Source organism: Sphaerisporangium dianthi, assembly GCF_042654065.1.
Lineage (GTDB): Bacteria > Actinomycetota > Actinomycetes > Streptosporangiales > Streptosporangiaceae > Sphaerisporangium > Sphaerisporangium dianthi.
In genome coordinates, this window is the sequence record NZ_JBHSFP010000002.1 from 419857 (window position 1) to 444827 (window position 24971).

Here is a 24971-nt window from a genome sequence, read left to right on the forward strand (position 1 = left end):
TACGGACTGACTGACGGTTCGACGTGTCAGGCCGGCGGCACGCGGTCTCGCCCCATCGGATCCGAGCTGGAGGATCTCTTGCGCGAAGAAGGCTCCTTACCGAGCTTCGACCGGCTCTTCGGGGACCTGGACTTCCAGGAGGAAGACGAGTCAGGCTCGGTCTGCTCGCCGGCGGCCTATCTGGCCGATCTGCTCCAACTCGTGGAGGACAACTTCGAGGAGCCGTCGCTGCTCGAACGGCGGCCGGGGCTCAAAAGGGTCATCCTCGACCAGGCGGGCACCTACACCGAGGTCCCTTACCTGGACATCGTCAACGAGGTGCTCGCGAGACTCGTCACGGCGGACGCTGAACCGGGCAGGACCGCCGGCTCTGGCCCGGACGCGGCCATGGACCCCGAGCCGGGTACGGCCACGGACCCGGGTACGGTCGCGGACCCGGGTACGGTCGCGGACCCGGGGCGGGAGCCGGGGCCGGGTGCGGTCGCGGAGCCGGGGCCGGGTGCGGTCGCGGAGCAGGGTACGGACGTGGAGCCGGATGCGGAGGCGTACGCGCGGCTGCGCGAGCTGCGGTTCCCGTTCGACAAGCCCTTCTCGCTGCAGGACGAGCGGTTCAGGGCGTACCTGCGCCGGTTCGAGATCGCCCCCGAGGAGTTCTACCGCGCGTTCGCGGCACGGGTGAGCGCCGACGCGGTCGCCCTCGCGTACCTGGGCCTGACCCCCGAGGACGCCGCGATCGTGACGACCCCGCTCACCGGCGAGGACGCCGTCAAGGAGTCCTACGGCCTCGGCCGGGAGGAGCCGCTCGCCGCGCTCCAGGACGTCGACCGGTTCCGCCGGGCGACCATGCTGACCGCCGCGGAGCTGCGCGACCTGCTGTTCCAGAACCTCGTCCCGCTCGCGCGCCCGCCGCACGCCGAGGCCTCGGCCTTCTTCGTCCACCAGGGCGGCGCCCCCGTGAGCGTGGACCCGGAGGGACGGCGGCTCGTGCGGGGCGACGGCACGCCGTCCGTGCCCGTGGAGTGGTTCGAGAGGGTGCGCCGGTTCGTGCGTCTGGCGCGCAAGACCGGCCTGCCGATGGCCGACCTGGACCTGATACTGAGGAGCTGTTGCGGCAACCTCCTCGACCGGCCCGCGCTGCGCGTGATCGCCGCGGCGGTGTACACGCACCGGACGCACGACCTGCCCGTGGACGTGGTCTGCGCTCTCGCCGCCCCGATGGACACGACGGGCATCCGCGACGGCGCCGACCCCCACGACCTGTTCACCCGCACGTTCAACGACGTCGTGGCGGCGCCGGGCGGCCGGGGGGACGGGGACGGCCTGATCTGGCCCTGGCCGGAACCGCCGCCGGCGATGGAGGCGCTGCGGTGCGCGGGGGACATCCTCGCGCCGCGCAACGCCGCGTACCGCCGCCGCCTGGCGCGTTCGCTGTCCGTCGGCGAGAGCGACCTCGTGGAGATCGTCACGCGCTACCGCCGCGCATACGCGGGCACACCGCTGGAGCCCGGGCCGTTCGACCGTGAGGAGATCGGTCTGGCGGCCCTGTCGCTGCTGCACCGCGTCACCGTGCTCAGCGCGGCGCTCGGCCTTTCCACGGGCGAGTTCTTCGGCGTGCTCGCGGCCGTGGAGGCCGATCCCGCGCCGCGAGGGCAGGGGTACACGCCTTTCCGCGGGCTGCCGGTCGGCGGTGATCCGGGTACGCGCGACTGCCACCGCATCCTTGAGGGCGAGGACGCCGGCGCGAGCCTGTGGCTGGCGCGGACGCTCTTCGGCGTCGTCGAGTGGATGCGAGCCGACGGGTTCGGCGTCGAGGACTTGGGCGCGATCATGGGCGGTCCCGCGGCCCTGGGCCCCGATCGCCCGTCCGCCGGCGTGGACGGGAACGCCGGCGTGGACGGGAACGCCGACCTGGGCGGGAATGTCGGCCTGGGCGGGGATGCGGGCCTGGGCGCGGTCGCTGGGCTGGGCGGGGACGCGGGCACAGGGCGGGACGGCACGCGCGCGGCGGGCGTCGGCGCGGACCTCGCCGACGACGGGATCGCGGCGGTCGCGGCCGACCTGAGCAGGGAGTTCGAGGGCGTGGCCTTCGGTCCCGGCGCCTTCGTCTCCGACCGGTTCGGGGAACGGGCGTCCGAGGTCGTCCACGACGTGCTGACGGCGTACGAGGACGGCGTGGTCTCGCCGGGCGACGACCGGGTGCTCCGTTTCGACCGCGCCAAGGCGGAGCAGGCGGCCTACGACGCGCTGAGCGACCTCGCCGTGCTCACCGTGGAGGACTTCCTGGAGCTGGGCCTCGACGAGCGGCTGACCGGGAAGATCTACGCTGATCTGGTCGCCGCCGGGTACCTGCGGGCGAGCGGCGAGCTGGAGCAGGACAGGCTTCCCGGCGAGGGGGAGGAGCTGCGCCTGGCGCGCGACTTCACCCCGCACCGCCGGGCGCTCTTCGAGGTCATCGCCCGCCTGTGCGGGGCCCCGGCGCCCGGCACGGACCCGGACCCGGACCCGGACGTGGGCGTGGGCGCGGAGATGGGTGCGGACATCGACGCGGACGTCAACGCGGACATGGACCGGGACACGGGCGCGGGCGCGGACCGGGACATGGGCGCGGGCGTGGAAACGGAGGAAGGGGTAACCGGCGACTCCGCCCTGGAGAGCGCGGAGGTCGCGGAGCTTGCGGAGGTCGCGGAGGTCGGGAACGGTCCGCTGGGGGAGGCGGGGGAGACCGCCGGGCTGTATCCGTCGGATCTGGTCTCGCTGGGACTGAGCCCCGACGAGCAGGCCGAGCTGTACGACAACCTCGTCTTCAACGGCCACATCGACCCGGAAGGCGAGATCCTCTGGCCGGAGCTCTTCAAGCAGGAGGACCCGCGGGACGCCGACATCGAACTGCTCGTCGTCAACGCCGACCTCGGGGACGTCGCCCCCGCCGTGCTCGAAAGGCTCCGCGAGCGTGTCCAGCGGTTCCGTGCCGGGCGGCTCGTCCTCGACCCCGCCGTCTTCGCGGCGCTCCCGCTGACGGCGATGCAGGTCGGCTCCCTGGTGGAGGCGCTGCGCTTCAACGGCTACCTCGACCGGGACGGCTCCTACGGCGACAAGGCGGCCCTCCTCGCCGCGGGCGCCGACGACCTGGCGCTGCCCCCCGAGTTCCACCCCCACCGCGGCGCCGTCCTTTCGGCCATGCGCGGCCAGATCGAGGAGTTCAGGGCGACGCTGTGCACGTTCGTCGCCGAGGACTTCGGCGACATCGCCGACGCGGCGGTCGCCGGCCGCGTCCTGGCCGACCTCGAGGGCGCCTTCACCGACGACGGCCTCATGCGGGTGGACGCGCTGATGGGGGCGCTGGCGGCCACGTCGGGCGCTCCGCTGCTCGGAGGGTGGTTCACCGACGCGGAGACGGCCATGGTGTCCGGCCGCGTCTCGGAGATCCTCGCGGAGCAGCGGCCGTACCGGATCGACCTCGCGGTGCTCGGGGATCTGGACTTCGACGAGCGCGAGCGCGCCCGGCTGGTGGACCTGCTCGTCGAGAAGGGCGACCTGAACCGGGCGCTGGCCGTCCCCGAGGGGCGGCTCGGGTACTTCGCCGAGGCGGGGAACGCGCTCGACTACACGGTCGCGGGCCTGGAGGACTACGCCAAGGACCTGTTCTACCTGCTTCACTCGGTGGCGATCGAGCTGTCGGCGGGGATGGCCGAGATCGCCGCGACCCTCGGCGCGCTCGCCGACCGGCAGCGGGCGCTGGTGTTCTCGCTGCTGCAGGACGCCCTCGGCGTGCCCGCGGACACCGCCGCCGCCATCTGCGCCGGTGTCACCGGCGGCGCGGCGGAGACCATGGAGGCCCTGGTGGTCCCCGCGCTCGCCGCGAGCGACGCGGGCGCGCACGATTCCGTCCCGGACGGGACACGGGCGGCCGGGGCGCACGATTCCGTCTCGGACGGGACGTGGGCGGCCGGCGCGGTGGGGCCGCGCTTCCGGCGCGCCTACCGGCGGATCCGCGGGTTCGCCCGGCTCGCGGCCAAGCTCGGCCTGGACGCCGGGGAGGTGCTGGTGGCCTTCCGCGACCAGGACCTGGTGGGCGGGTACCCCGAGCCGCTGGCGCTGCCGCCCGGCGCCGGTCGGTTCGACGCCCTGCTGGAGAGCGCCGACGGCGGCGTGCTGCTGTTCCTGGACGACGCCTACTGGGTCTACTCGCCGGGGACCTACGCCCTGGCCGACCCCCGGCCGAGGCCGCTCACCGAACTGTCGGCCAGGTTCGCCGGCCTGAGCGGCGTGGACGCCGCCTTCACCGTCGCCGGCGGCGCCGAGTGGATCGTCGGTCGCGGGAGCGACGGCGCTTCGCGGACGTTCGTCAGGGAGCCCGGCAGCACCCGCTGGGTGGAGCGGGAACGGGTGTGGGGCAAGGTCGCGAACGCGTTCGACGACCCCGAGCGCGTGGACGCCGCCTTCGTGGACGAGGAGGGCAGGGCCTACCTGTTCCGTGGCGACCAGTACGTGCGCTACTCCGGCGCGGACTACACCGCCGTGGACGAGGGGTACCCGCGGAGCATCGGCGAATGGTGGGAGGGCGAGGACCGGCGTACTCCGCTGCCCGCGACGTTCCGCCGGTCGGTCGACGCCGGCTTCCAGCACCGGGACGGCGCGGTCCACCTGTTCAGCGGGGACCGCTTCCTCACCGTCGGCGACGCGGCCGACCGTCCGATCGCCGGCACCTGGGGCAGGGTGCGCAACACGCTGGCGGGCGCGGAGCGCGTGGACGCGGCGTACGCCGACGCCTCGGGAACTGTGTATCTGTTCGCCGGCGACCAGGTGACGGCGTACGCCGACAGCGTCGAGAACGACGGCGTCCTCGCCGTCGAGGGATACCCGCGGCGCATCGAGACGCGTTTCCCCGGCGCGCCGGTCGCGTTCGAGGGTGGTCTGGAGGCGGCGTTCGCGACCGCGGACGGCGTCGTCCACCTCTTCAAGGACGGCAGGACCGTCGCCCTCCCGGACGGGACCGTCGCGGATGGGACGGGGACGGGCGGTGGGGAGCAGGACGGCTGGGGGCCCGCCGACCAGGTGGTGCCCGTCGCCGGGCGCTGGGGCGTCCTTTCCGACGTGCTGCCCAGCGGCGCCGTGGAGTCCGCGTTCGTCGGGATGGACGGCAGGACCTACCTGTTCAGCGGCGAGCGGTACCTGAGGTACTCGACCGCCGACTACTCGGTCGTGGACCAGGGCTACCCGCGTCGCGTCGAGCCCGACTGGGGCGGCCTGCGCAGGGTGGACGCCTCGTTCGTCCTGGACCGCAAGACCTACCTGTTCGGCCTGCCCGGGCGGCTGTTCGACGTCCCGCTCGACCCCGGGGACGCCGCCGCGGCCGAGGGCGAGCTGGAAACGGGCCGCGTCCCGCGCGCGCTACGCCGCAGCCTGGCCGAGCATGGGCTGCCCGTCGCGGACGACGCCCGCGCCGTTCCGGCGGCGCCTCTCCGGGCCTGGAGGCTCACCACCGAGCAGGGCATCGACGTCGAGGTCCGCGGGGAGGGCGACCGGCTGGTCGTGCACGGCGCCCCCGGGAGCGAGGCCACGTTCTACGTCCGCTACTCGACCAGGGACTACGCGACGCCCGATCCCGGCCACCCCCGCCCGCTGTCGGACGACTGGTGGAACCTGCCCGCCGCCCTTGCGCAGGACCCGGCCTTCACCAGGGTCGACGCCGTCTTCACCGGCCGCGACGAGCTGACGTACCTGTTCTCCGGCGACCGGTTCGTGGCGTTCGACAGCAGACGGCGCTGGTGGTCGGAGGTGCGCACGCTGCGCGACGACTGGGACAGCATCCCGTTCGAGCGGGTGGACGCCGCGTTCGTCGGCAAGGACGGCAAGACCTACGTCTTCTCCGGCCGCCGCTACGTCAGGTACTCCACGGCCGACTACACCCGGGTGGACGACCGCTATCCGGCGTCCGTCACGCCGTTCTGGGGCAACGTCGTCAACGCGGTCGCGCGCACGGGCCGGGTCGACGCGACGCTCGTCGCGGACACGACCGAGACCGTGGACGGCGCGGAGGTCGTGCGCACCCACACGTACCTGTTCTCCGGCGACCAGTACGTCCGCTACGAGGGTCACGACTACTCGGCGGTGCAGGACGGGTACCCGCGCCCGGTCGCCGCGCTCTCGCAGGAGCCGAGGCTGCGCAACCTGCACGTGCCGCTGGAGGGCGGCGTCGACGCGGCGTTCGCCGACCGGCGCAACGTGTACCTGTTCAAGGGCGACAGGTGCCACGTCGTCTCCGATGACCTCTACCGGCGCTACACCCATCTGGACCTGGCCGGGGTCACCTGCGCGTTCATCGAGGACGGCCGGGTGGTGGCGCAGGGGCCGGACGGCTGGCGCCACCTCGGCGCGCTGGAGGGGGTCGTCGCGACCTCGGCGCCCGTGCGGCCGAGGACGCTGCGCGCCGTCCCGCCCGAGTACCGCTCGGGCCTTTCCGCCGTGCTGCGCGGCGCCGACGGCACCACGTACCTGTTCAAGGGGGCGTTCTGCCACAACGTGCGGCTCGGACGCGACTACCCCCTCGCCGAGGAGTGGGGGTGGCCGCGCGACAACATCCACGAGCGCGGCATCGTCGACGCCGCGTTCGCCGGCCGGGACGGGAACACCTACCTGTTCAGCGGCGACCAGTTCGTCACCTACACCCCCGCCTCCGGCACTCCCGCCTCCGGCACCTCCACCTCCGGCACGTCTCCTACCGGCACGTTCGGTGGCGGCACGTCCGGCGGCGCGCCGGAGGAGGCCGGCGGCCCGCGTCCGGTGCGCGAGCACTGGGCGGGACTGTCGAGCGTGGCGCTGGCCTACGTGCGCGACGGCAGGACCTACCTGTTCGAGAAGCCGGGCCCTGACGGGCGGACGCGCTACGTCGTCTACTCCGGTGAGGACTACCGGCGCCCGGACGCCGGTTTCCCGCGCACCACCGACGCCAGCTTCTGGGACATACCGGACGCCTATCGGGCCGAGGGGTTCACCCTCCCGGCCGCGGTGCTGTTCGAGGGCGGCACCATGCTCCTGTTGCACGGGGAGGAATGCCTGCAGTACGACCAGGCCGCGGGCGTGTGGTCCTACCCCCGTCCGATCGAGCGGATCTGGCGGGGCTACGGCCGCGACCTGCGGCCGGGCGAGGTGATGCGGACGGCCTTCACCGCCAGGGACGGCGTCACGTACTTCTTCTTCACCGGCCGCTTCACCGGTTACCGGGATGGTGTCTTCTCGCCCCTCGCGCCGACCAGGGAGCGATGGGGCGGTGCGCGCGGCCTGTTCGGCCCCGCCGGCGCGCGCGGCTCCACGGACGGCGCACCGGCCTCCGGCACCCCGGCCGGCACCCCGGCCTCCGGCACTCCGGATGGCGCGACCGTGACGGCCTTCGGCTCCCCGGCCGCCTCCGGCTCCTCGGACGGTCCGGACGGGGCCGGCCAGGAGCGCGGGGCGGTGCGCGTCGACGCCGCGTTCGTGTACCGGGGGTCGACGACGTTCCTGTTCTCCGGCGACCGGTACGTGCGCTACACCGGCGCCGAGTACCGCTACGCCGATCCCGGTTACCCCAAGCCGATCATCGGCGAGCTGCGCAAGGAGGAGGCGTTCGCCAACCTGCCCGAGTCGTTCGACGACGTGCTGGCCGACCGCGTCGCCGCGGGCCATGACCGGCTGGTCGAGGCGGTGGTCGCCAACCAGCGCACCGTGTACCTGTTCGTCGGCGGAGAGTGCCACGTGGTGTCGCGCGCCGCGGCCGCCACCTACGACCTCGGGTTCGCCGGCCGGGTGCGCAACGCGCTGGCCGAGCGCGGCCGGGTGGACGCGGCGCTGGTCGCCGGCGGGCGCGCCTTCCTGTTCTCCGACGACCAGTACGTGCGCTACTCGGGCGCCGACCTCGCCTACGCCGACGAGGGGTACCCGCGGTCGATCGCCGCCGCGCTCCCGGCCGAGCTCGGGGTCGCGGCGCTGCCCGAGGAGTTCCACGACGGCATCGACGCGGCGTTCACCGGCGCCGACGGGCACGTCTACCTGTTCAAGGGCAGGAACTACCTCCGAGCCGACGACCCGGCCGCCCCCGACGTCGCCGCCACCGCCGCGGCGACCGGCGCCCCCGGAGTCCCGGACGCCGCCTCGGGAGTCCCGGATACCGCGTCCGCGGCCCCGGGCGTCCCGGCCGGCACGACCGCCGTCCCGGACGTCGCGGGCGGCGGCGGGCGGGGGCCGGTCGTGCGGCCGGTCGCCGGGGTGTGGGGGAGGGTGCGCAACGCGTTCACCGAGGGCCCGCCCGGGATCGACGCGGCGTTCGCCACCCCGGCCGGCGAGCTGTACGCCTTCCGCGGCGACCAGTACGTCCGCTATGCGCCCGGCGATCTCACGAGGGTCGAGCAGGGCCACCCGCGCGCCATCAGGAACGCCTGGGGCGACCTGCCGGCGTCCTTCGAGGCGGGCGTCGACGGGGCGTTCGTCTTCGAGGGCCGGACCTACCTCGCCAAGGGCGACCAGTACGTGCGCTACTCCGGCGCGTCAGGCCAGGCGAGCGCGCACGGCGCCGACGGAGCGGGCGAGGGAAGCCCGAACGGCGCGGGCCGGGGGAGCGCGCACGGCGCGGGCCGGTATGTCGCCGTGGACCGCACCTACCCGCAGGCGTTCGCGCGGCGCTGGTCCGCCGCGGCCGACTACCGGCTGGACGACGTCGCCACGATCGCCCGCTTCGCCGCGCTCGCCCGCGAGCACCCCGCCGGAGACGGCGGGCCGGCGGCCCGGCTCGGCGCGGGACCCGTCCCCGTCGAGGACCCCTACCGCGGCCTGGCCGGGCTGTTCGGCTGGGACGTGGAGGAGCTGAGGTGGGCCACGCGGCACCGCGACCTGCTGCCGGACGCCCCGCGCCCCGGCGACCGCCTGGAGATCGAGTTCGTCCTCCAGCTCGCCGAGCTGTTCCGGCTGGCCGACCGGCTGGGCGCCGGCCCGTCGGCGGTGTACGCCGGCGTCTGGTCGCGGGTGCACGGCGAGCACGCCTCCGCCGCCGAGCGGGACGCGGACGTGGAACGCGCCGCGTCCGTCCTGCACGGTCTGCTCGCGCGGGCGCACGGACCGGAGGAGTGGGCCGTGCTGTCCCGGCAGGTGCACGACGAGCTGAACCTGCGGAAGCGGGACGCGCTGGTCTCCGCGGTGCTCGCCGCCCGTCCCTGGCTGCGGACCTCGCGCGACCTGTTCGAGCACCTGCTGATCGACGTGGACATGGGCGCCCGCGGCACGACCTCGCGGGTCAAGGAGGCCATCGCCGCCGTCCAGCTCTACCTGCACCGCTACCTGCTGGACCTCGAGCAGGTCACCGTGTACCCCGGTCTGGACGAAGACCAGGTCCGCGCGCGGCTGCGGGCTCTGTGGGGCTGGATGCGCAACTACCGCACCTGGGAGGCCAACAGGAAGGTCTTCCTGTACCCGGAGAACTACCTGCGCCCCGAGCTGCGCGACACCAAGACCCCGGCCTTCCAGCAGCTGGAGAAGGACCTGCTCCAGGGCGAGATCACCGCCGAGGCCGTGCAGCACGCCTACAAGCGCTACCTGGACGAGTACACCGAGGTGTCGCGGCTGGCGATCGCGGGCGGCTACGTCTACGCCCCCGAGGGCGCGGGGCGGGGCACGCGCGGCCTGGTGCTGTTCGGCCGCACCAGGACCTCCCCCCGGCGGTTCTACTACCGGCGCGCCGAGTTCCGCGAGGGCGTCCGGCTCTCCACCACCTGGGGGCCGTGGCTCAAGCTCGACCTGCGCGTCGACGCCGAGAAGGTCTATCCGATCTACGCCTTCGACCGGGTGTTCGTCTTCTGGACGGGCGTGGAGGCGGTCGTCCCGCAGAACACCGCCAAGACGGCGATCACGGCCACGCGGGTGGGCGATGAGCAGAAGGTCCACGCGCCCGACGCGCCGCAACGCGTGAAGATCTTCTTCTCCTTCTACAACCTGAACGAGGAGTGGGTCCCGGCACAGGTCGTCGGGTCCGCGGACATCCTGTGGAGCGGCGCGCCGCCCGACGTCCCCCTGTCGGTGTGGTCGGGGCCGCTGCCCGGCCAGGAGTCCGGCGCCGAGCACGACGCCATCCTCGTCTCCTGCGCCCTGCCCGTCGCGCCGGGCACCGTCTCCTTCGCGCTGACTCCCGAGCTGTACGCCGTCCCTGTGACCGGGCTGACGCCGCAGACGGGCAGGCCCGGCGAGGTCGCCGACGTCCTTTCGCCCGAGGAGGCCGCCGCGATCGGGGCCGCGGCCATCGTGCGGTTCAACCGGCCGGTCTCCTCTCCCGACCGGCACTGGCTGAGCGTCGACCACAAGGGCGGCAGCTTCCTCATCAGGCCGGTCATCCCGGCCCCCGACGAGGAGACGCGCCTGGTCAAGCTGCGCGGCAACAAGGACAAGCTGCCCGTGTGGGACCGGATCGACGCCGCGTTCGAGCTGGCCGACGGCACCCGGTACTTCTTCGACAACCGGAGCGGCCGGTACACCAAGATCGCCTCCGGCCGGACCCGGTCGAACACCGACCTGTCCATCGCCGGCGACTGGGGCAGGCCGCCGGAGAACCTCACCACGACCGGCGTCGTGGACGCGGTGCTGGTGCGCGCCCGGCACGTCTATCTGTTCTCCGGCGACGAGTACGTCCGCTGCACGGGGGACGTTCCCATCGGGCCGCCCGACCCGGGCTTCCCGCAGCGGATGCGCGACAACATCGACAACCTGCCGAAATGGTCCACGGTGGACGCAGCGTTCACCGCCCCGGACGGCACGGAGTACTTCTTCTCCAAGGAGCGCGGCGGGTACGCCATGTCCGGTTCGCTGGAGACCGTCCGGCCGATGGGCGAACGCTGGACCCCGCCGCGCGACCTCACCGACGGCGCCGACGACATGGCCTTCGCCATCGACCGGCTGGACGCCGCGTTCGTCCGCGACGGCCGCACCTACATGATCTTCCACGACCGCTACCTGCGGTACACGCTCGCCGGGGACGACGGCCGGCAGCGGCTCGACGAGGGCTATCCCAAGACGCTCGCCGGCAATCCCGACGGCCTGCCCACCTGGGGCCCCGTCGGCGCGGCCCTGGTCGTCCCCGGCTTCGCCTGCTTCTTCGACAACACCGCGCAGACCTACGAGCTGCGCGCCGGGGGCGAGGCCGGCACGTACGAGACCCGCGACCTCGGCAGCCGCTGGCGCACCGTCGACGCGGCCTACGTCGAGAACGGTGTGCTGTACGTGACGAGCGGCACGGAGTTCGCCCGCTACACCCTCGGGCCGGACGGCAGGCCGTCCGGCGTCACGGACCCGGGCTACCCGCGCGCGATGGAACGGCCGGTGAACGCGGTGTTCCGCCGGTCCGGCCACCGGTACGTCTTCAGCGGCGACTCCTACGCCGTCTGGGAACCCGGGCGGGAGCTGGACGCGGTCACCGCGTACGCGCCGATCGCCGGGAACTGGGGAGAGCTGCCCGAGGACGTCGAGACCGGCCTCACCGGAGCGCTGGACACCCCGGCCGAGCTGTTCCTGTTCATGGGCGACCGTTACGTGCGCTACGCCAAGGACGCCGAGGTGGCCGTCCCGTACGAGTTCGCCACGCTCCCCCAGGAGATCGTGCGCCTGACCACGAGCACCGCGTTCGTACTGAACCGGCGGCTGCTGGCCGGCGGGGTGGCGGCCCTGCTCGCCCCCGAGACGCAGGAGACCGACGAGCTGCCCGCCTTCGGCACCGGGGCGACCGGACCCACGACCGTGCGGGTGCGCGAGGACAAGGTCACCCCCGAGCGGCTGCCCACCAGCTCCTACCTGGACTTCCAGAGCGCCAACAGCGTCTACTACTGGGAGATCTTCTTCCACGCGCCGCTGCTCATCGCGCAGGCGCTCAACGGCGCCCAGCGGTTCGAGGACGCGCGCCGCTGGTACGAGTACATCTTCGACCCGACCGGCCCGTCCGCCTACTGGCGGTTCCTGCCGTTCCTCGCGATCGACGTGCGGGCGCTCGCGGACGGCTGCGCGGGCGACCTGGCGGAGCTGCGGAGGCTCGGCGCCGAGGTGTCCAGGGCCGAGGCGGAGCTCGGCCCGGAACTGGACCGGCTGAGGTCGCTCGCGGCGGCGTTCCAGGCGCGCGCGCTGGAGGACACGGACGTCGACCACCTCAGGGACCTGGCCACCCGGGACTTCGGCGACGCCCTTTCCGCCGTCACCGGCGCCGAGACGCCCCGGGCGCGGGCGGTGCTGGCCGAGCTGCGCGAGCGCGTCGCGATGGTGGGCGGGTTGCGGCGGCAGTACGACCTGGTGGGCGACAACGGACGGCTGCTTTCGGCCTACCGCGAGGACCCGTTCGACCCGCACGCCATCGCCGCGCTGCGCCCGGCCGCTTACCGCCGCGCGGTCGTCATGGCCTACGTCGACAACCTGCTCGACTGGGGCGACATGCTGTTCCGCCAGTACACGGCCGAGAGCGTGGACGAGGCGCGGATGCTCTACATCTTCGCCCACGACCTGCTCGGAGACCGTCCCGGCCGCCTGCGCCCGGCCGTGGGGACGGGGACGGCGCGCAGCTACGCCGACCTGGAGCGGGAGGAGCGCCTGCCGGAGCTGACCGGCGGCGGCGAGATGCTCACCGGACCCGGTGCGGTGCACGCCGGGGTGGCCGACCCCTACTTCACCATCCCCGGCAACGCCGTGTTCGCCGAGTACTGGACGCGGGTCGAGGACCGGCTTCGCAAGATCAGAGAGTCGCTGGACATCATGGGGGTCAGCCGGCCGGTGCCGCTGTTCGACCCGCCGATCGACCCGGCCGCCCTGGTGAGCGCCGTCGCCGGCGGCGCCGCGCCCGGCGAGGCCGCCGCCGCGCCGCCCGTCCCGGTGCCCGAGCACCGGTTCGCGGTGCTGCTGCGCAGGGCCCAGGAACTGGTGGACAGGGTGCGCTCCTTCGGCGACGCCCTGCTCGGCGTCCTGGAGCGGCGCGACTCCGAGGAGCTCGGCCTGCTGCAGGCCCGGCAGGAGGCCGTGATCCTCACCATGACCCGCGTGCTCAAGGAGGCGCAGGTGCAGGCCGCCGAGGCGAACCTGCGCGAGGCGGAGGCCGGCCGGGACACGGTCGGCACGCGGCTCTCGCACTACCAGCGGCTCGTCGACGACGGCATGTCCCCGATCCAGCAGGCGCAGCTGTCCATCATGGCGGTCGCCGCCACGACCCACCTGGCCGCGGGCGGGCTCAAGCTGGGCGCCTCCATCGCGCACGGCGTCCCGCAGGTGCTGTTCGGCCCGTTCATCTTCGGCACCGAGTACGGCGGCAAGCAGGTAGGCAAGGCGCTGGACAAGGCGGCGGAGGTCCCCGAGCAGTTCGGCGAGTCGTTCAGCGTGCTGGGCGAGCTGCTCGGCGTGCGCTCGGAGTACGAGCGCTCCGAGCAGGACTGGCGCTTCCAGATCGACGTCGCCCGGGGCGACCTCGCGCAGGCGGACCACCAGGTGGCGAGCGCGCGGTACGCGCTGACCGCCGCGCGACGCGACCTGGACGCCCAGACCCAGGAGATCGCGCACCAGCGGGCGGTCGCCGATTTCCTGAAGGACAAGTTCTCCGGTGCCGACCTCTACCAGTGGATGGCCGGCCGCCTGTCGGGCATGTACTTCCAGGCGTACGGGATGGCGTACGAGATGGCGAGGGCCGCCGAGCGGGCCTTCCGGTTCGAGCGGGGCGTCCCCGACGGGCCCGCCTACATCCGCCCGCTGTACTGGGACAGCCGCCGCGCCGGGCTGACGGCGGGCGAGAGCCTCGGCATGGACCTCGACGTGCTCGCCAACGCCTACCTTGAGGCCGACACCCGCGACCTGGAGATCGTCAAGCGGGTGTCGCTGCTCGCTCTGGACCCGCTCGCGATGCTGCGCCTGGCGAGCACCGGCACGTGCGAGTTCGCGCTCACCGAGGCGCTGTTCGACCGCGACTTCCCCGGGCACTACCGCCGCCAGATCAGGACGGTGGGGCTGTCGTTCGAGGACGACGGCGGCGGCCGCCCCGACCTCAACGCCACGCTGACCCAGCTCGGCCACAAGACCGTGCTGGACGCCGACGCCAAGGCCGTCAAGCACCTGCTCGACCCCAAGGGCGCGGCCCCGGCCACGGTGCGCGCCGACTGGCGCGCCGGCCGGCAGATCGCCGTCTCCCACGTCGAGGACGGCGCGGACGGCGACGGCCTGTTCGAGCTGCGCTTCGACGACGACCGCTACCTGCCGTTCGAGGGCACCGGCGCGGTGTCCACCTGGCGCCTCGCGCTGTCGGGCGCCCGTCCGGCCGCCCTGCGGGACGTCGTGATCACCGTCAGGTACACCGCCAGGAACGGCGGCGCGGTCTTCGCCAACGCGGTCAAGGGCATGCTGCGGCCCTACCCGGCCGCGCGGTTCCTCGACGTCGCCCGGGACTTCCCCGGCCGGTGGGAGGAGTTCACGACCGGCGACGGGCCGTCGCTGGCGCTGCCGGTCACGGCCGAGCTGCTGCCCGGCCTGGCCGACCCGCGCGTCACCGGCGTCCAGGCGGTGCCCGACGTCGCCGGCGACGCGACCGTGCGCCTGACGCTCGACGCCGGCCGCGCGTTCGCGCTGCCCGGCGGCGCGTACGTGCCGACGCCGGGCCTGCGGGTCGCCGTCCCCGGCGGTCCCGCCTGGACGCTCACCGTGGAAGGCGACAGGAACGCGCTGCGGAACATCGGACTGGTGCTGACCTACAAGGCCGGAACGCGGTAGCCGTCCCGGAGAACTGGAGATCAGACGATGGGCAAGGACAAGAAGAAGTCGCGCGGCAAGTCCCGCAAGAAGGGCGTGAAGCACTCCGGCTCAGACGGGGGTTCCTCGTCCGACGAGGTGAAGCGGAAGGCCGTCTCATCGGACGAGGAGGACGGGACGGGTTCGCCGATGGCGCAGTCGGAAGGCGAGGAAGTCCGCAGCGACGAGAGCGAATACGAGATGGACGACTCGGACTACGAGCGATTCGTCCGTCGGTCCCCCCAGCGCGACGCACCCTCCACGGTCCGCTCCAGCGGCGCGGACGACGTGGACCAGCCGGCCCTCTCGACCGGCGGCGTGCTCGTCAGGACCAAGCAGGACCAGGTGGCGCGCCCCAGGACCGATCAGCCGGCCGTGCCCGCCTCACAGGCGCCGGGCCTGGCCGCGCTGCTGGGCACCTTCAGCCTCGACATAGCGGTTCATCTGCTCGAGTTCCTGAGCTTCTCGGACCTGCAGACTTTGCGCAGGGTGGATCAGAGCACCAAGAGGTTCGTGGACGGCATACCCGGCTGGTGGGCCGGGGACAAGCTGCGGAGGGGCGCACCGGTTCCGACTCTCCTCGGGTTCTGGCTCAGGGCCGTCCGCGGTGTCGTGCCGGGCATCTCGCCCCAGTACGTGCTGGCGGTGGCCCGCGAGATGCCCGAGCCGCGCGACCCGGCCCTGTGGCGCGAGCTCGGCGCGGTGCTCCAGGTGTCCTTCACCACGATGCCCGAGATCGTGGGGCAGCTGGCCTGGCAGCGCGGCGAGGGCGACGACGACGCCATCGTCCAGGATCTGAGGGAACTGGCCGCCGTCATCGGGTTGGACACCGATCAGGTGCTGACCCGCTACGAGGAGGTGGCCTTCACCCCCAACCCGCTCACCCTGATCAGAGGCACGGCTCCGGGCACGGGCCGGCCTCCGTCGGGATACCTCAAGAGCCGGGACGAAGAAAAGATCACGCTGGCCGTCCGCGCGAAGCTGACGGCCCTGCACGGGAAACTCGAGGGGGCCGTCCAGGCGGCCGGGAAGCTCGAATTCCGCAAGGACCTGCTGGCGAAGACCGGCTCCGGCCAGCGGGCGCTCGACCGGCTCGCCTGGGTCGTCCAGCACCTGCAGGACAGCAGGGAATGCATCGCCGTCGCCAGCGCCGGCAACGAGTTGCGGCTGTGGGCCAACAATCCCGACGCCGACATGGTCGGGCACCTGGACAGCCTCCTCGCGGCGGCGAGCGCCCAGACGCAGGAGGCCGACGCCGAACTGCAGAACCTGCTCGACGGCATCTGGGCGCTGCTCAGGACCTCCAGCCTGGACAAGCGGAAGACCACCCCGACCCTCGCCGACTGGAGGATGGCCGAGCGGCGGTTGCTGAAGACCGTTCGCTTCCTCGGCGAGCTCCAGGGCAGGTGGGGGGAGATCCAGACGAGCGCTCACACCGCACGGTACGAAATCGACAAGGTCCATGCCGAGACCAAGTTCGGCGACGCGCTCCTGCACCTGCGGAACCGGCTGCGCGAGACCAGGGACTCCCTGGACGGACCGGAGCGGGAGGTCTACGAGGAGAAACTGCGCAGGCTCGACCAGGTGCGCATCGCGGTCGGCATCTCCAAGCTGTGCTGCCTGAAATGCTGGCTCGCGCTCAGGGCGATCGCCGCCGCCGAGGGAACTCCCATCACGATCACCGGCACCCACTTCCGCACCTATGGCTGGGGGATGCCGCTGTCCCTCGCGACCGCGCCGGACGTGCTTCGGGCCTACCTCGGCCTCCCGGACGAGGCGGTGACCGCGGACGACGAAGCGCTGCTGGCGGCGATCAACGACCCCGTCAGGAGGACCGCCGTGGTGAAGGCGATCAACAATTTCGTGACCGCCGGCGCCCTGACGCCCAACGGGTACGTCTCCAGCGGCGACGAGACCGGCCTCCGGCTCACGCGGTTCGGGGGCCCGGTGTCGGACGGGGAGCGGTCCGACGCGGAGGAGGCCGTCCAGCCGGCGAAGAGACAGAAGCTCGCCGCGGACGCGTCATCGGCGGACGAGACGCCCGCTGACGAGGAGGAGGACGAGACGCCCGCGGACGAGGAGGAGGACGACGTGCTCCCGCCCTCACCGGAGGGCCCCTTCTCCGACGACGACTCCGGCTCCGACTTCGAGATGGACCTCCAGCCCGTCTCCGCGCCCGGCCCCCGCGTCACCCGCCCCCGCCGCCGCTGATCGCCCACTGGCGCCCTCGGACCGGGCCCCGCCCCGGCCGGGGGCGCGGTATCGGGATGCGGTCTCAGGGGTGCGGGGCGAGGTGGACGACCTTGGTGTGGGTCATCTCGTCCAGCAGCTCGGGGCCGTAGCCGAAGCCGTGGCCGCTGCCCCGCAAGGGCTGGGCCGCGCCGCCGGGGGCGCCGCCGAACACGGCGTTGATCTTGACGGTGCCGACGGGCAGCTCGCGCCAGGCGCGCTGGGCGTTGGCCATGGACGGGGTCAGCACCGTGGCGGCCAGGCCGTACGCGCCGCCCGCCGCCAGTTCCAGCGCCTCCTCGAAGGAGGCGACGACCCGCACGGGCGCGACCGGGCCGAAGGTCTCCTCGCGCATGATCTCCATGTCGTCGGTGCAGCCGGTGAGGATGGTGGCCGGGTAGAACGCGCCGGGGCCCTCGGTCACCCCGCCGCCGGTCAGGACCTGGGCTCCCGCCTCGACCGCCGATCGCACGTGCCGGTGGACGATCTCGCGCTGCGCGAGGTCGACGAGCGGGCCGAGGGTGGTCGCCTCGTCCAGGCCGGAGCCCATGCGCAGCTCCTCGGCGCGCTGGATGAGCGCGCCGAGGAAGGAGTCGGCAACGTCCCGGTGCACGTAGACCCGTTCGACGGAGGTGCAGATCTGCCCGGCGTTGGCGAAGCAGCCGGTCGCGGCCTGCGCGGCGGCCCACTTCGCCTCCACGCCCACGTCCACGATGAGAGGGTCCTTGCCGCCGTTCTCCAGCAGGGTCTTGGCTCCGGTGCGCGCGGCCGCCGCGGCGATCGCCCGCCCGGCCGCCGTGGAGCCGACGTGGGCGACCAGGTCGACGCCCGGGTGCCCGGCCAGCGGCTCGCCCGCCTGCTGGTCACCGGGAACCATGGTGAGCACGCCGGGCGGAAGCGCGGCGGCCATCAGCTCGGCGAGCAGGGCCCCGGTGTGCGGCGTGCGCTCGGAGGGCTTGTACACCACCGTGTTGCCGGTGACGACGGCCGCGCCGATCAGCCCGCAGGCGATCGCGACCGGGTCGTTCCACGGTGTGATCACGGCGATGACGCCGCGCGGCTCGTACACCATCAGGTCGGTCGCGTCCCAGCCGCCCTGGAGGCTGTGGCCGCGGTGCAGCGGCCCGAGCTCGGCGTACTGCCGCAGGGTCCCGACGCCGGCCTCGACGCCGCCGCGGGCGTCGCCGATGGGCTTGCCCATCTCCCTGGTCACCAGCTCGGCCAGCTCGCCGGCGCGGGCGGCGACGGCGCCGGCGGCGGCGTGCAGGCGGGCGGCCCGCTCGGCGGGGGCCGTACGCGCCCAGGCGGCGAAGGCGCGGCGGGCCGAGGCGACGGCCCGTTCGACGTCCTCGGCGCACCCGGCCGGGACGTCGCCGACGGGCTCGCCGGTCGCCGGGTCGGCGACCGTGCGCCATCCCTCGCCGGCGCTCGCCGTCCATCGGCCGTCCACCAGCACCCAGCGATCGTTCTCTCGCACAACCCGCCCCTTCCATGCTCCAGCCTCCGGAGACTACCCGTGAGCTGGACGATCACTCGGATGACCCGCCCGGCCCAGGGACGGCCGTGAAGAACTCCCAGCTGTGGCCGTCGGGGTCGCGGACGTAGACGCCGCGGCCACCGGCGAGGTGGTTGATCCGGCGGTCCCAGCCGTGTTCCGGTCCGGAGCCGCAGTCGGTCGTGGGCGCGTGTTCGAGGTGCATCTTCGGCGAGCCGTCGCCGGGAAGACGCCGAAGGTGGTGCTCGGTGAGGCGGCCGAGGCTACAGGGGTACGTTGGTGGGGAGATCTCCTCACGCTGAGGATCTGCTGGGAACGTGATCGGGAGGGCCGATGCTCGGGTTGCCCGACGGGGTCCGCGGATGCCTGTTCGACATGGACGGCGTGCTCACGCGCACGGCGACGGTGCACGCCGCCGCGTGGAAGGCGACGTTCGACGCGTTCCTGCGGCAGCGGGCCGGCCAGACGGGCGACGCGTTCGTGCCGTTCGACGAGGTGTCCGACTATGACCGGTATGTCGATGGCAGGAAGCGGCTGGACGGCACGCGCGATTTCCTCGCCTCGCGGCACATCACCCTTCCCGAAGGGACGCCGGACGACCCGCCCGACGCGCTCACGGTGCACGGGCTGAGCAACCGCAAGAACGCGCTGGTGAAGCAGATCATGGACAGGGACGGGGTGGAGGTCTTCCCCGGTTCGCTCCGGTACCTCCAGGCCGTCGAGCGCGCGGGGCTGCGCAGGGCCGTGGTGTCCTCCAGCGCCAACACCGCGCGCGTCCTCTCCGCCGCCGGCGTCGCCGGGTTCTTCGAGGCGCGCGTCGACGGCGAGGTGGCCGAGCGGCGTGACCTCGCGGGCAAGCCGGCGCCCGACATGTACCTCGCGGCCGCGCGGGCGCTCGGCCTCGCGCCCTCCGAGGCGGCGGTGTTCGAGGACGCCCTGGCCGGGGTGGCGGCCGGCCGCGCGGGCGGGTTCGCCGTCGTCGTCGGCGTCGACCGGGCCGGGCAGGCGGACGCGCTGCGCGAGAACGGCGCCGACATCGTCGTCACCGACCTCGCCGATCTGCTGGAGCCGCGATGATCCAGCATCCCGCGTTCGCGGTCGACCCCTGGGCGGTGCGCGAGCGGCACCTCCACCTGGACGTGCTCGCGCAGACCGAGTCGGTGTTCGCCCTGTCCAACGGGCACATCGGCCTGCGCGGCAACCTCGACGAGGGCGAGCCGTACGGCGAGCCGGGCACCTATCTCAACTCGGTGTACGAGCTGCGCCCGCTGCCGTACGCGGAGGCCGGCTACGGATACCCCGAGTCCGGCCAGACGGTGGTGAACGTCACCAACGGCAAGCTGATCAGGCTGATGGTGGACGACGAGCCGTTCGACGTGCGCTACGGCACTCTGCACGAGCACGAGCGCGTCCTGGACCTGCGCGCCGGGACGCTCACCCGCCGCGTCCGCTGGAGCTCCCCCACCGGGGCCGAGGTCCGCGTCACCTCCACGCGGCTGGTGTCCTTCACCCACCGCGCGGTTGCCGCGATCCACTACGAGGTCGAGCCGGTCGGCCGGTCGTGCGGCGTGGTCGTCCAGTCGGAGCTCGTCGCCAACGAGACCCTGGCGCGCCAGGTCGCCGACCCGCGCGCGGCGGCCGTGCTGGAGTCGCCGCTGGTGCTGGAGGAGAACGTCCCCGCGAAGGAGGGGACGGCCATCATGATCCACTCCACCCGGGCCAGCAGGCTGCGGGTCGCCGCCGCCATGTGCCACGACATCGACGGTCCCGAGGGGACGCGCGTCGCCGCCGACGGCGCGGGCGACATCAGCCGGGTGACCATCGCCACGCGCCTCGAAGCCGGACAGCGGCTGCGGCTGGTCAAGTACTTCTCCTACGGCTGGTCGGCCAAGCGCTCCCGTCCCGCCATGCACGACCAGGTCGTGGCCGCGCTGGCCGCCGCCAGGCTCGTCGGCTGGAAGGGCCTGCTCGCCGACCAGCGCGGCTTCCTCGACGACTTCTGGGCCGGCGCCGACGTCGAGGTGGACGGTGACGCCGAGGTGCAGCAGGCCGTCCGCTTCGGACTGTTCCACCTGGTGCAGGCGGCAGCGCGGCTGGAGGACCGGCCCATCGCCGGCAAAGGGCTGACCGGTTCGGGGTACGACGGACACGCCTTCTGGGACACCGAGATCTTCGTGCTGCCGGTGCTCACCTACACCTATCCCCGTGCCGCCGCCGACGCGCTGTCGTGGCGGCGGTCGATCCTGCCGCCGGCCCAAGATCGGGCCACCCAGCTCGGGCTGGCCGGTGCCGCCTTCCCCTGGCGCACCATCAACGGCGAGGAATGCTCGAGCTACTGGCCGGCCGGAACGGCGGCCTTCCACGTCAACGCCGACATCGCCAACGCGGTCACCCGCTACGTCGACGCGACCGAGGACACCGGCTTCGAGCGCGAGACCGGCCTGCCCCTGCTGACCGCTACGGCGCGGCTGTGGTGCGCCCTCGGCCACCACGACGCGCAGGGACGCTTCCGCATCGACGGGGTCACCGGCCCGGACGAGTACAGCGCCGTCGCCGACAACAACGTCTACACCAACCTGATGGCCGAGGAGAACCTGCGCGAGGCGGTCGAGGTCGCCACCCGCCACTTCGACCTGGCACAAACGCTCGGGATCACCCTGGAGGAGATCGCCGGCTGGCGCGACGCGGCCGCCGCCATGTACGTCCCCTACGACGAGCGGCTCGGCGTGCACTGTCAGAGCGAGGGGTTCACCGGGCACGCGGTCTGGGACTTCGACGCCACCCGGCCCGACCAGTACCCGCTGCTCCTGCACTTCCCCTACTTCGACCTCTACCGCAAGCAGGTCGTCAAGCAGGCGGACCTGGTGCTGGCGATGCACCTGCGCGGCGACGCGTTCACGGCCGAGGAGAAGGCCAGGAACTTCGCCTACTACGAGGCGATCACCGTGCGCGACTCCTCGCTGTCGGCCTGCACCCAGGCGGTGATGGCCGCCGAGGTCGGGGACCTTCAGCTCGCCCACGCCTATCTGGGCGAGGCCGCGCTGATGGATCTCGAGGACCTGGAGCGCAACACCGTCGACGGGATCCACATGGCCTCGCTGGCGGGGTCGTGGATCGCCCTGGTGTGCGGGTTCGGCGGCATGCGCTCCGGACAGGGGGAGATCTGCTTCGCCCCCAGGCTGCCGCCGGGCATCACCCGGCTGGCCTTCCGGCTGAGGTACCGAGGGAGGCTGCTGCGGGTCGGCGTCACGCACGCCTCCACGATCTACCGGCTCACTTCCGGCCCGCCGATCACGCTCACCCACCACGGGGAACGGTTCCTGCTCGACGGCAGGCCGGTCACCCGCCCTACGGTGAAGGTGAAGGCGCCGGAGGCGGGCATCCACCAGCCGCCCGGCAGAGAGCCGGCCCCGCGCCACACGCGCTGACATCGAACGGCCGCCTCGCGGCCGCCTGACCATCTACCGGAGGAAGCACCGATGACCACCACCCCGCTCCGCGAGCGCGCTTCGTGGAAGGCGCTCCAAGAGCATCACGCCGAGATCAGCGGCCGCCACCTGCGCGAGCTGTTCGCCGAGGACCCCGGGCGTGGCGAGCGCATGAACGCGGAGGCGGCCGGGCTGTACCTGGACTATTCCAAGAACCGCGTCACCGGCGAGACGCTGCGCCTGCTCGCGGACCTCGCGCGCGAGAGCGGGGTGGAGGAGCGCAGGGACCTGATGTTCCGCGGCGATCGCGTCAACACCTCGGAGAACCGCTCGGTGCTGCACGTCGCGCTGCGCATGCCGAAGGGCTCCTCGCTGGTCGTCGAGGGCGTGGACGTGGTCGCGGAGGTCCACGAGGTCCTCGACCGCATGGCCGACTTCGCCGGGCGCGTCCGTTCCGGCGCGTGGACGGGGCACACCGGCAAGCCGATCAAGAACATCGTCAACATCGGCATCGGCGGCTCCGACCTCGGCCCGGTGATGGCGTACGAGGCGCTGCGCCACTACAGCCGCCGCGACCTGACGTTCCGCTACGTCTCGAACGTCGACTCCACCGACATCGTCGAGGCCACCCGCGACCTGTCCGCCGACGAGACGCTGTTCATCGTCTCCTCCAAGACCTTCGGCACCTCCGAGACCCTGGCCAACGCCCACTCGGCGCGCGAATGGCTGCTCGCCCAGCTCGGCGACGAGGAGGCCATCGCCCGGCACTTCGTCGCGGTGTCCACCAACGCCCAGCGCGTCGCCGACTTCGGCATCGACACCGCCAACATGTTCGGCTTCTGGGACTGGGTCGGCGGCCGGTACTCCATGGACTCCGCCATCGGGCTGTCCACCATGGTCGCCATCGGGCCGGAGAACTTCCACGAGCTGCTCGCCGGCTTCCACGAGATGGACGAGCACTTCCGCACGGCGCCTCTCGGCGAGAACCTGCCGGTGCTCATGGGCATGCTCGCCGTCTGGTACGTCGACTTCTTCGACGCGCAGAGCATCGGCGTCATGCCCTACGAGCAGTACCTCAAGCGGTTCCCCGCCTACCTGCAGCAGCTCACGATGGAGTCCAACGGCAAGCGCGTGACCCGCGACGGCGACCCCGTCGACTACGACACCGGCCCGGTCTACTGGGGCGAGCCGGGCACCAACGGCCAGCACAGCTTCTACCAGCTCATCCACCAGGGCACCCATCTGATCCCGGTGGACCTGATCGGGTTCGGCAAGAGCCTCAACCCGCTGCGCGACCACCACGACCTGCTCATGGCCAACGTCTTCGCGCAGGCGCAGGCCCTGGCCTTCGGCAAGACCGAGGAGGAGGTGCGCGCGGACGGCACCGACCCGCAGGTCGCGCCGCACCGCGTCATGCCGGGCAACCGCCCCACGAACGTGCTGCTCGCCGAGCGGCTCACCCCGCGCGTGCTGGGCGCGCTCGTCGCGCTCTACGAGCACAGCGTGTTCACCCAGGGCACCGTCTGGAGCGTCGACTCCTACGACCAGTGGGGCGTCGAGCTGGGCAAGGTGCTCGCCGGCCGGATCGCGCCCGAGCTGCGGAGCGAGGGCGAACCCGACCTCGCTCACGACTCCTCCACCAACACGCTGATCCGCCGCTACCGCCACCTGAAGAACAGCTGACACTCCCGCCACCCGGGCTGAACCTCGGGCCGTCCTGACACGTCGAAGGGGTATGCCTATCGACGGGTCAGGACGGCTGCGCAGGCGGGAGTTCCTGGTGGCCGCGCTGACCGCGGCCGTCGCGACGGGGTGCGGAGGAGGGGACGCGCACGTGCTCACCGCCCGAGGTGTGAGCCGGGAGGCTCCCGCGAAGGACGCCCCGGTCGGCGAGGTCGTCCAGGGCCTCACGGCCTTCGGACACGCCCTGTACACGGCCGGCGGCGACGCGGCGCGCAACACGGTGCTGTCGCCGCTGAGCATCGCCTGCGCCTTCGCCATGGCCAGGGCGGGCGCCGCGGGCGCGGCGGCGCCGGCGCTGGACAGGGTGTTCGGCTTCCCCGCCGCCGGGCCGCACACCGCGTTCAACGCCCTCACCCGGCAGATCGTGACCGTCGAGGGCCCGCCGCCTCCACCGGACCGGCGAGCCGAGCGCGACGCCCGCGAGCAGAGCGCCGACCCCGTCGTCGGCATCGCGAACGGGCTGTTCGTCCAGCAGGGCCTGGCGGTGGGGCAGGAGTTCCTGCGCGTCCTCGCCGCGCAGTACGGCGCCGGCGCGGCCACGGTGGACTTCGGCGGCGACGCCGCCGCCGCGATCAACGCGTGGGTGGACCAGCAGACGGCCGGGCGCGTCGACAGGCTGTTCGACCGGCTGGACCAGGCGACCCGGCTGGTCATCGCCAACGCCGTGTACCTCAAGGCCGACTGGAAGCGGCCCTTCGCCGAGATCCCCGCCGAGGAGGGCGCCGTCTTCACCCGGGCCGGCGGCTCCACGGTGCGCACCGACCTCATGCGGCTGGACGCCGAGCTGATGTACGCCGACGGGCCCGGCTGGCAGGCCGTCGAGCTGCCGTACGCCAAGAGCGACCTGGTCATGTGGGTGCTCGTCCCGCGGGCGGGTGGATCTCCGGCCGGGCTGCTCACCCCGGAGAGCCTCGGCCGGGCGGCGGCGGGGCTGCGCCCGCGCGGCGTCGGACTCGCCCTGCCGCCGTGGGACTTCGCCACCGGCCTGGACCTTGCGGCGCCGCTGCGCCGGCTCGGGCTCGGCGTGGTCTTCGACCGCCCTGACTTCTCCGGCATCGCCGAGGGCGCCCGCATCGGGCGGGCGGTGCACCGGGCGAACATCAGCGTGGACAAATGGGGCACCGAGGCGGCCGCGGCGACCGGGCTGGCCATTCCCACCTCGGCCCTCGCCGACCGGCTCGTGGAGGTGCGCGCCGACCGCCCCTTCGCGTTCGCGATCGTCCACCGCCCGACGTCGGCCCCTCTGTTCATCGGCCACGTCGCCGACCCCACGGCCACCCCATAGCCCCGGCCGGCCGGGCCCTCGGAGGGGTGGG

Annotated in this window: 8 protein-coding genes; 6 read left to right on the forward strand and 2 right to left on the reverse strand. The window is 73.2% G+C overall.

Annotation, left to right across the window (positions count from 1 at the left end):
* Nucleotides 1-78 precede the first annotated feature (78 nt).
* Together ACFO60_RS04980 and ACFO60_RS04985 are read left to right on the forward strand one after the other, a co-directional pair.
* A complete protein-coding gene (locus tag ACFO60_RS04980) occupies nt 79-14742 on the forward strand; it encodes a hemopexin repeat-containing protein (RefSeq protein WP_380837504.1) in 14664 nt (4887 codons plus the stop codon).
* Between the two features lie 27 nt (nt 14743-14769).
* Nucleotides 14770-16971 carry a hypothetical protein gene (locus ACFO60_RS04985; protein ID WP_380837507.1) on the forward strand — a complete coding sequence of 734 codons (2202 nt, stop codon included), beginning with the start codon at nt 14770-14772 and terminating at the stop codon, nt 16969-16971.
* Between the two features lie 64 nt (nt 16972-17035).
* Here the strand turns inward: ACFO60_RS04985 and ACFO60_RS04990 are convergent, their stop codons facing one another.
* Together ACFO60_RS04990 and ACFO60_RS04995 are read right to left on the reverse strand one after the other, a co-directional pair.
* Nucleotides 17036-18466: an aldehyde dehydrogenase family protein gene (locus tag ACFO60_RS04990; protein ID WP_380837510.1), complete on the reverse strand. Its 1431-nt coding sequence runs from the start codon at nt 18464-18466 to the stop codon at nt 17036-17038.
* 52 nt (nt 18467-18518) lie between these two features.
* Nucleotides 18519-18689, reverse strand: coding sequence for a VOC family protein (locus ACFO60_RS04995; protein WP_380837513.1), 171 nt, complete (start codon nt 18687-18689; stop codon nt 18519-18521).
* Between the two features lie 128 nt (nt 18690-18817).
* Between ACFO60_RS04995 and ACFO60_RS05000 the strand changes: the two genes are divergently transcribed.
* The 4 genes from ACFO60_RS05000 to ACFO60_RS05015 are packed head-to-tail and all read left to right on the forward strand — an operon-like array spanning nt 18818 to nt 24940.
* On the forward strand, nt 18818-19561 hold the full coding sequence (locus tag ACFO60_RS05000; RefSeq protein ID WP_380837516.1) for a beta-phosphoglucomutase family hydrolase: 744 nt from the start codon (nt 18818-18820) through the stop codon (nt 19559-19561).
* Nucleotides 19558-21912: a glycoside hydrolase family 65 protein gene (locus ACFO60_RS05005; RefSeq protein WP_380837518.1), complete on the forward strand. Its 2355-nt coding sequence runs from the start codon at nt 19558-19560 to the stop codon at nt 21910-21912. The genes ACFO60_RS05000 and ACFO60_RS05005 overlap by 4 nt, the downstream gene beginning before the upstream one ends.
* Before the next feature lie 51 nt (nt 21913-21963).
* Nucleotides 21964-23595 carry a glucose-6-phosphate isomerase gene (gene pgi / locus ACFO60_RS05010; protein WP_380837521.1) on the forward strand — a complete coding sequence of 544 codons (1632 nt, stop codon included), beginning with the start codon at nt 21964-21966 and terminating at the stop codon, nt 23593-23595.
* A gap of 52 nt (nt 23596-23647) precedes the next feature.
* Nucleotides 23648-24940 (forward strand): serpin family protein, encoded by a 1293-nt coding sequence (locus tag ACFO60_RS05015; RefSeq protein ID WP_380837523.1) that lies wholly within the window; start codon nt 23648-23650, stop codon nt 24938-24940.
* Nucleotides 24941-24971 lie beyond the last annotated feature (31 nt).

Bases quoted from the DNA above. Each gene is read 5' to 3' on its own strand.
- ACFO60_RS04985 (WP_380837507.1), top strand. From the start codon at position 14,770: ATGGGCAAGGACAAGAAGAAGTCGCGCGGCAAGTCCCGCAAGAAGGGC.
- ACFO60_RS04995 (WP_380837513.1), bottom strand. From the start codon at position 18,689: ATGCACCTCGAACACGCGCCCACGACCGACTGCGGCTCCGGACCGGAA.
- ACFO60_RS05000 (WP_380837516.1), top strand. From the start codon at position 18,818: ATGCTCGGGTTGCCCGACGGGGTCCGCGGATGCCTGTTCGACATGGAC.
- ACFO60_RS05005 (WP_380837518.1), top strand. From the start codon at position 19,558: ATGATCCAGCATCCCGCGTTCGCGGTCGACCCCTGGGCGGTGCGCGAG.
- pgi (WP_380837521.1), top strand. From the start codon at position 21,964: ATGACCACCACCCCGCTCCGCGAGCGCGCTTCGTGGAAGGCGCTCCAA.
- ACFO60_RS05015 (WP_380837523.1), top strand. From the start codon at position 23,648: ATGCCTATCGACGGGTCAGGACGGCTGCGCAGGCGGGAGTTCCTGGTG.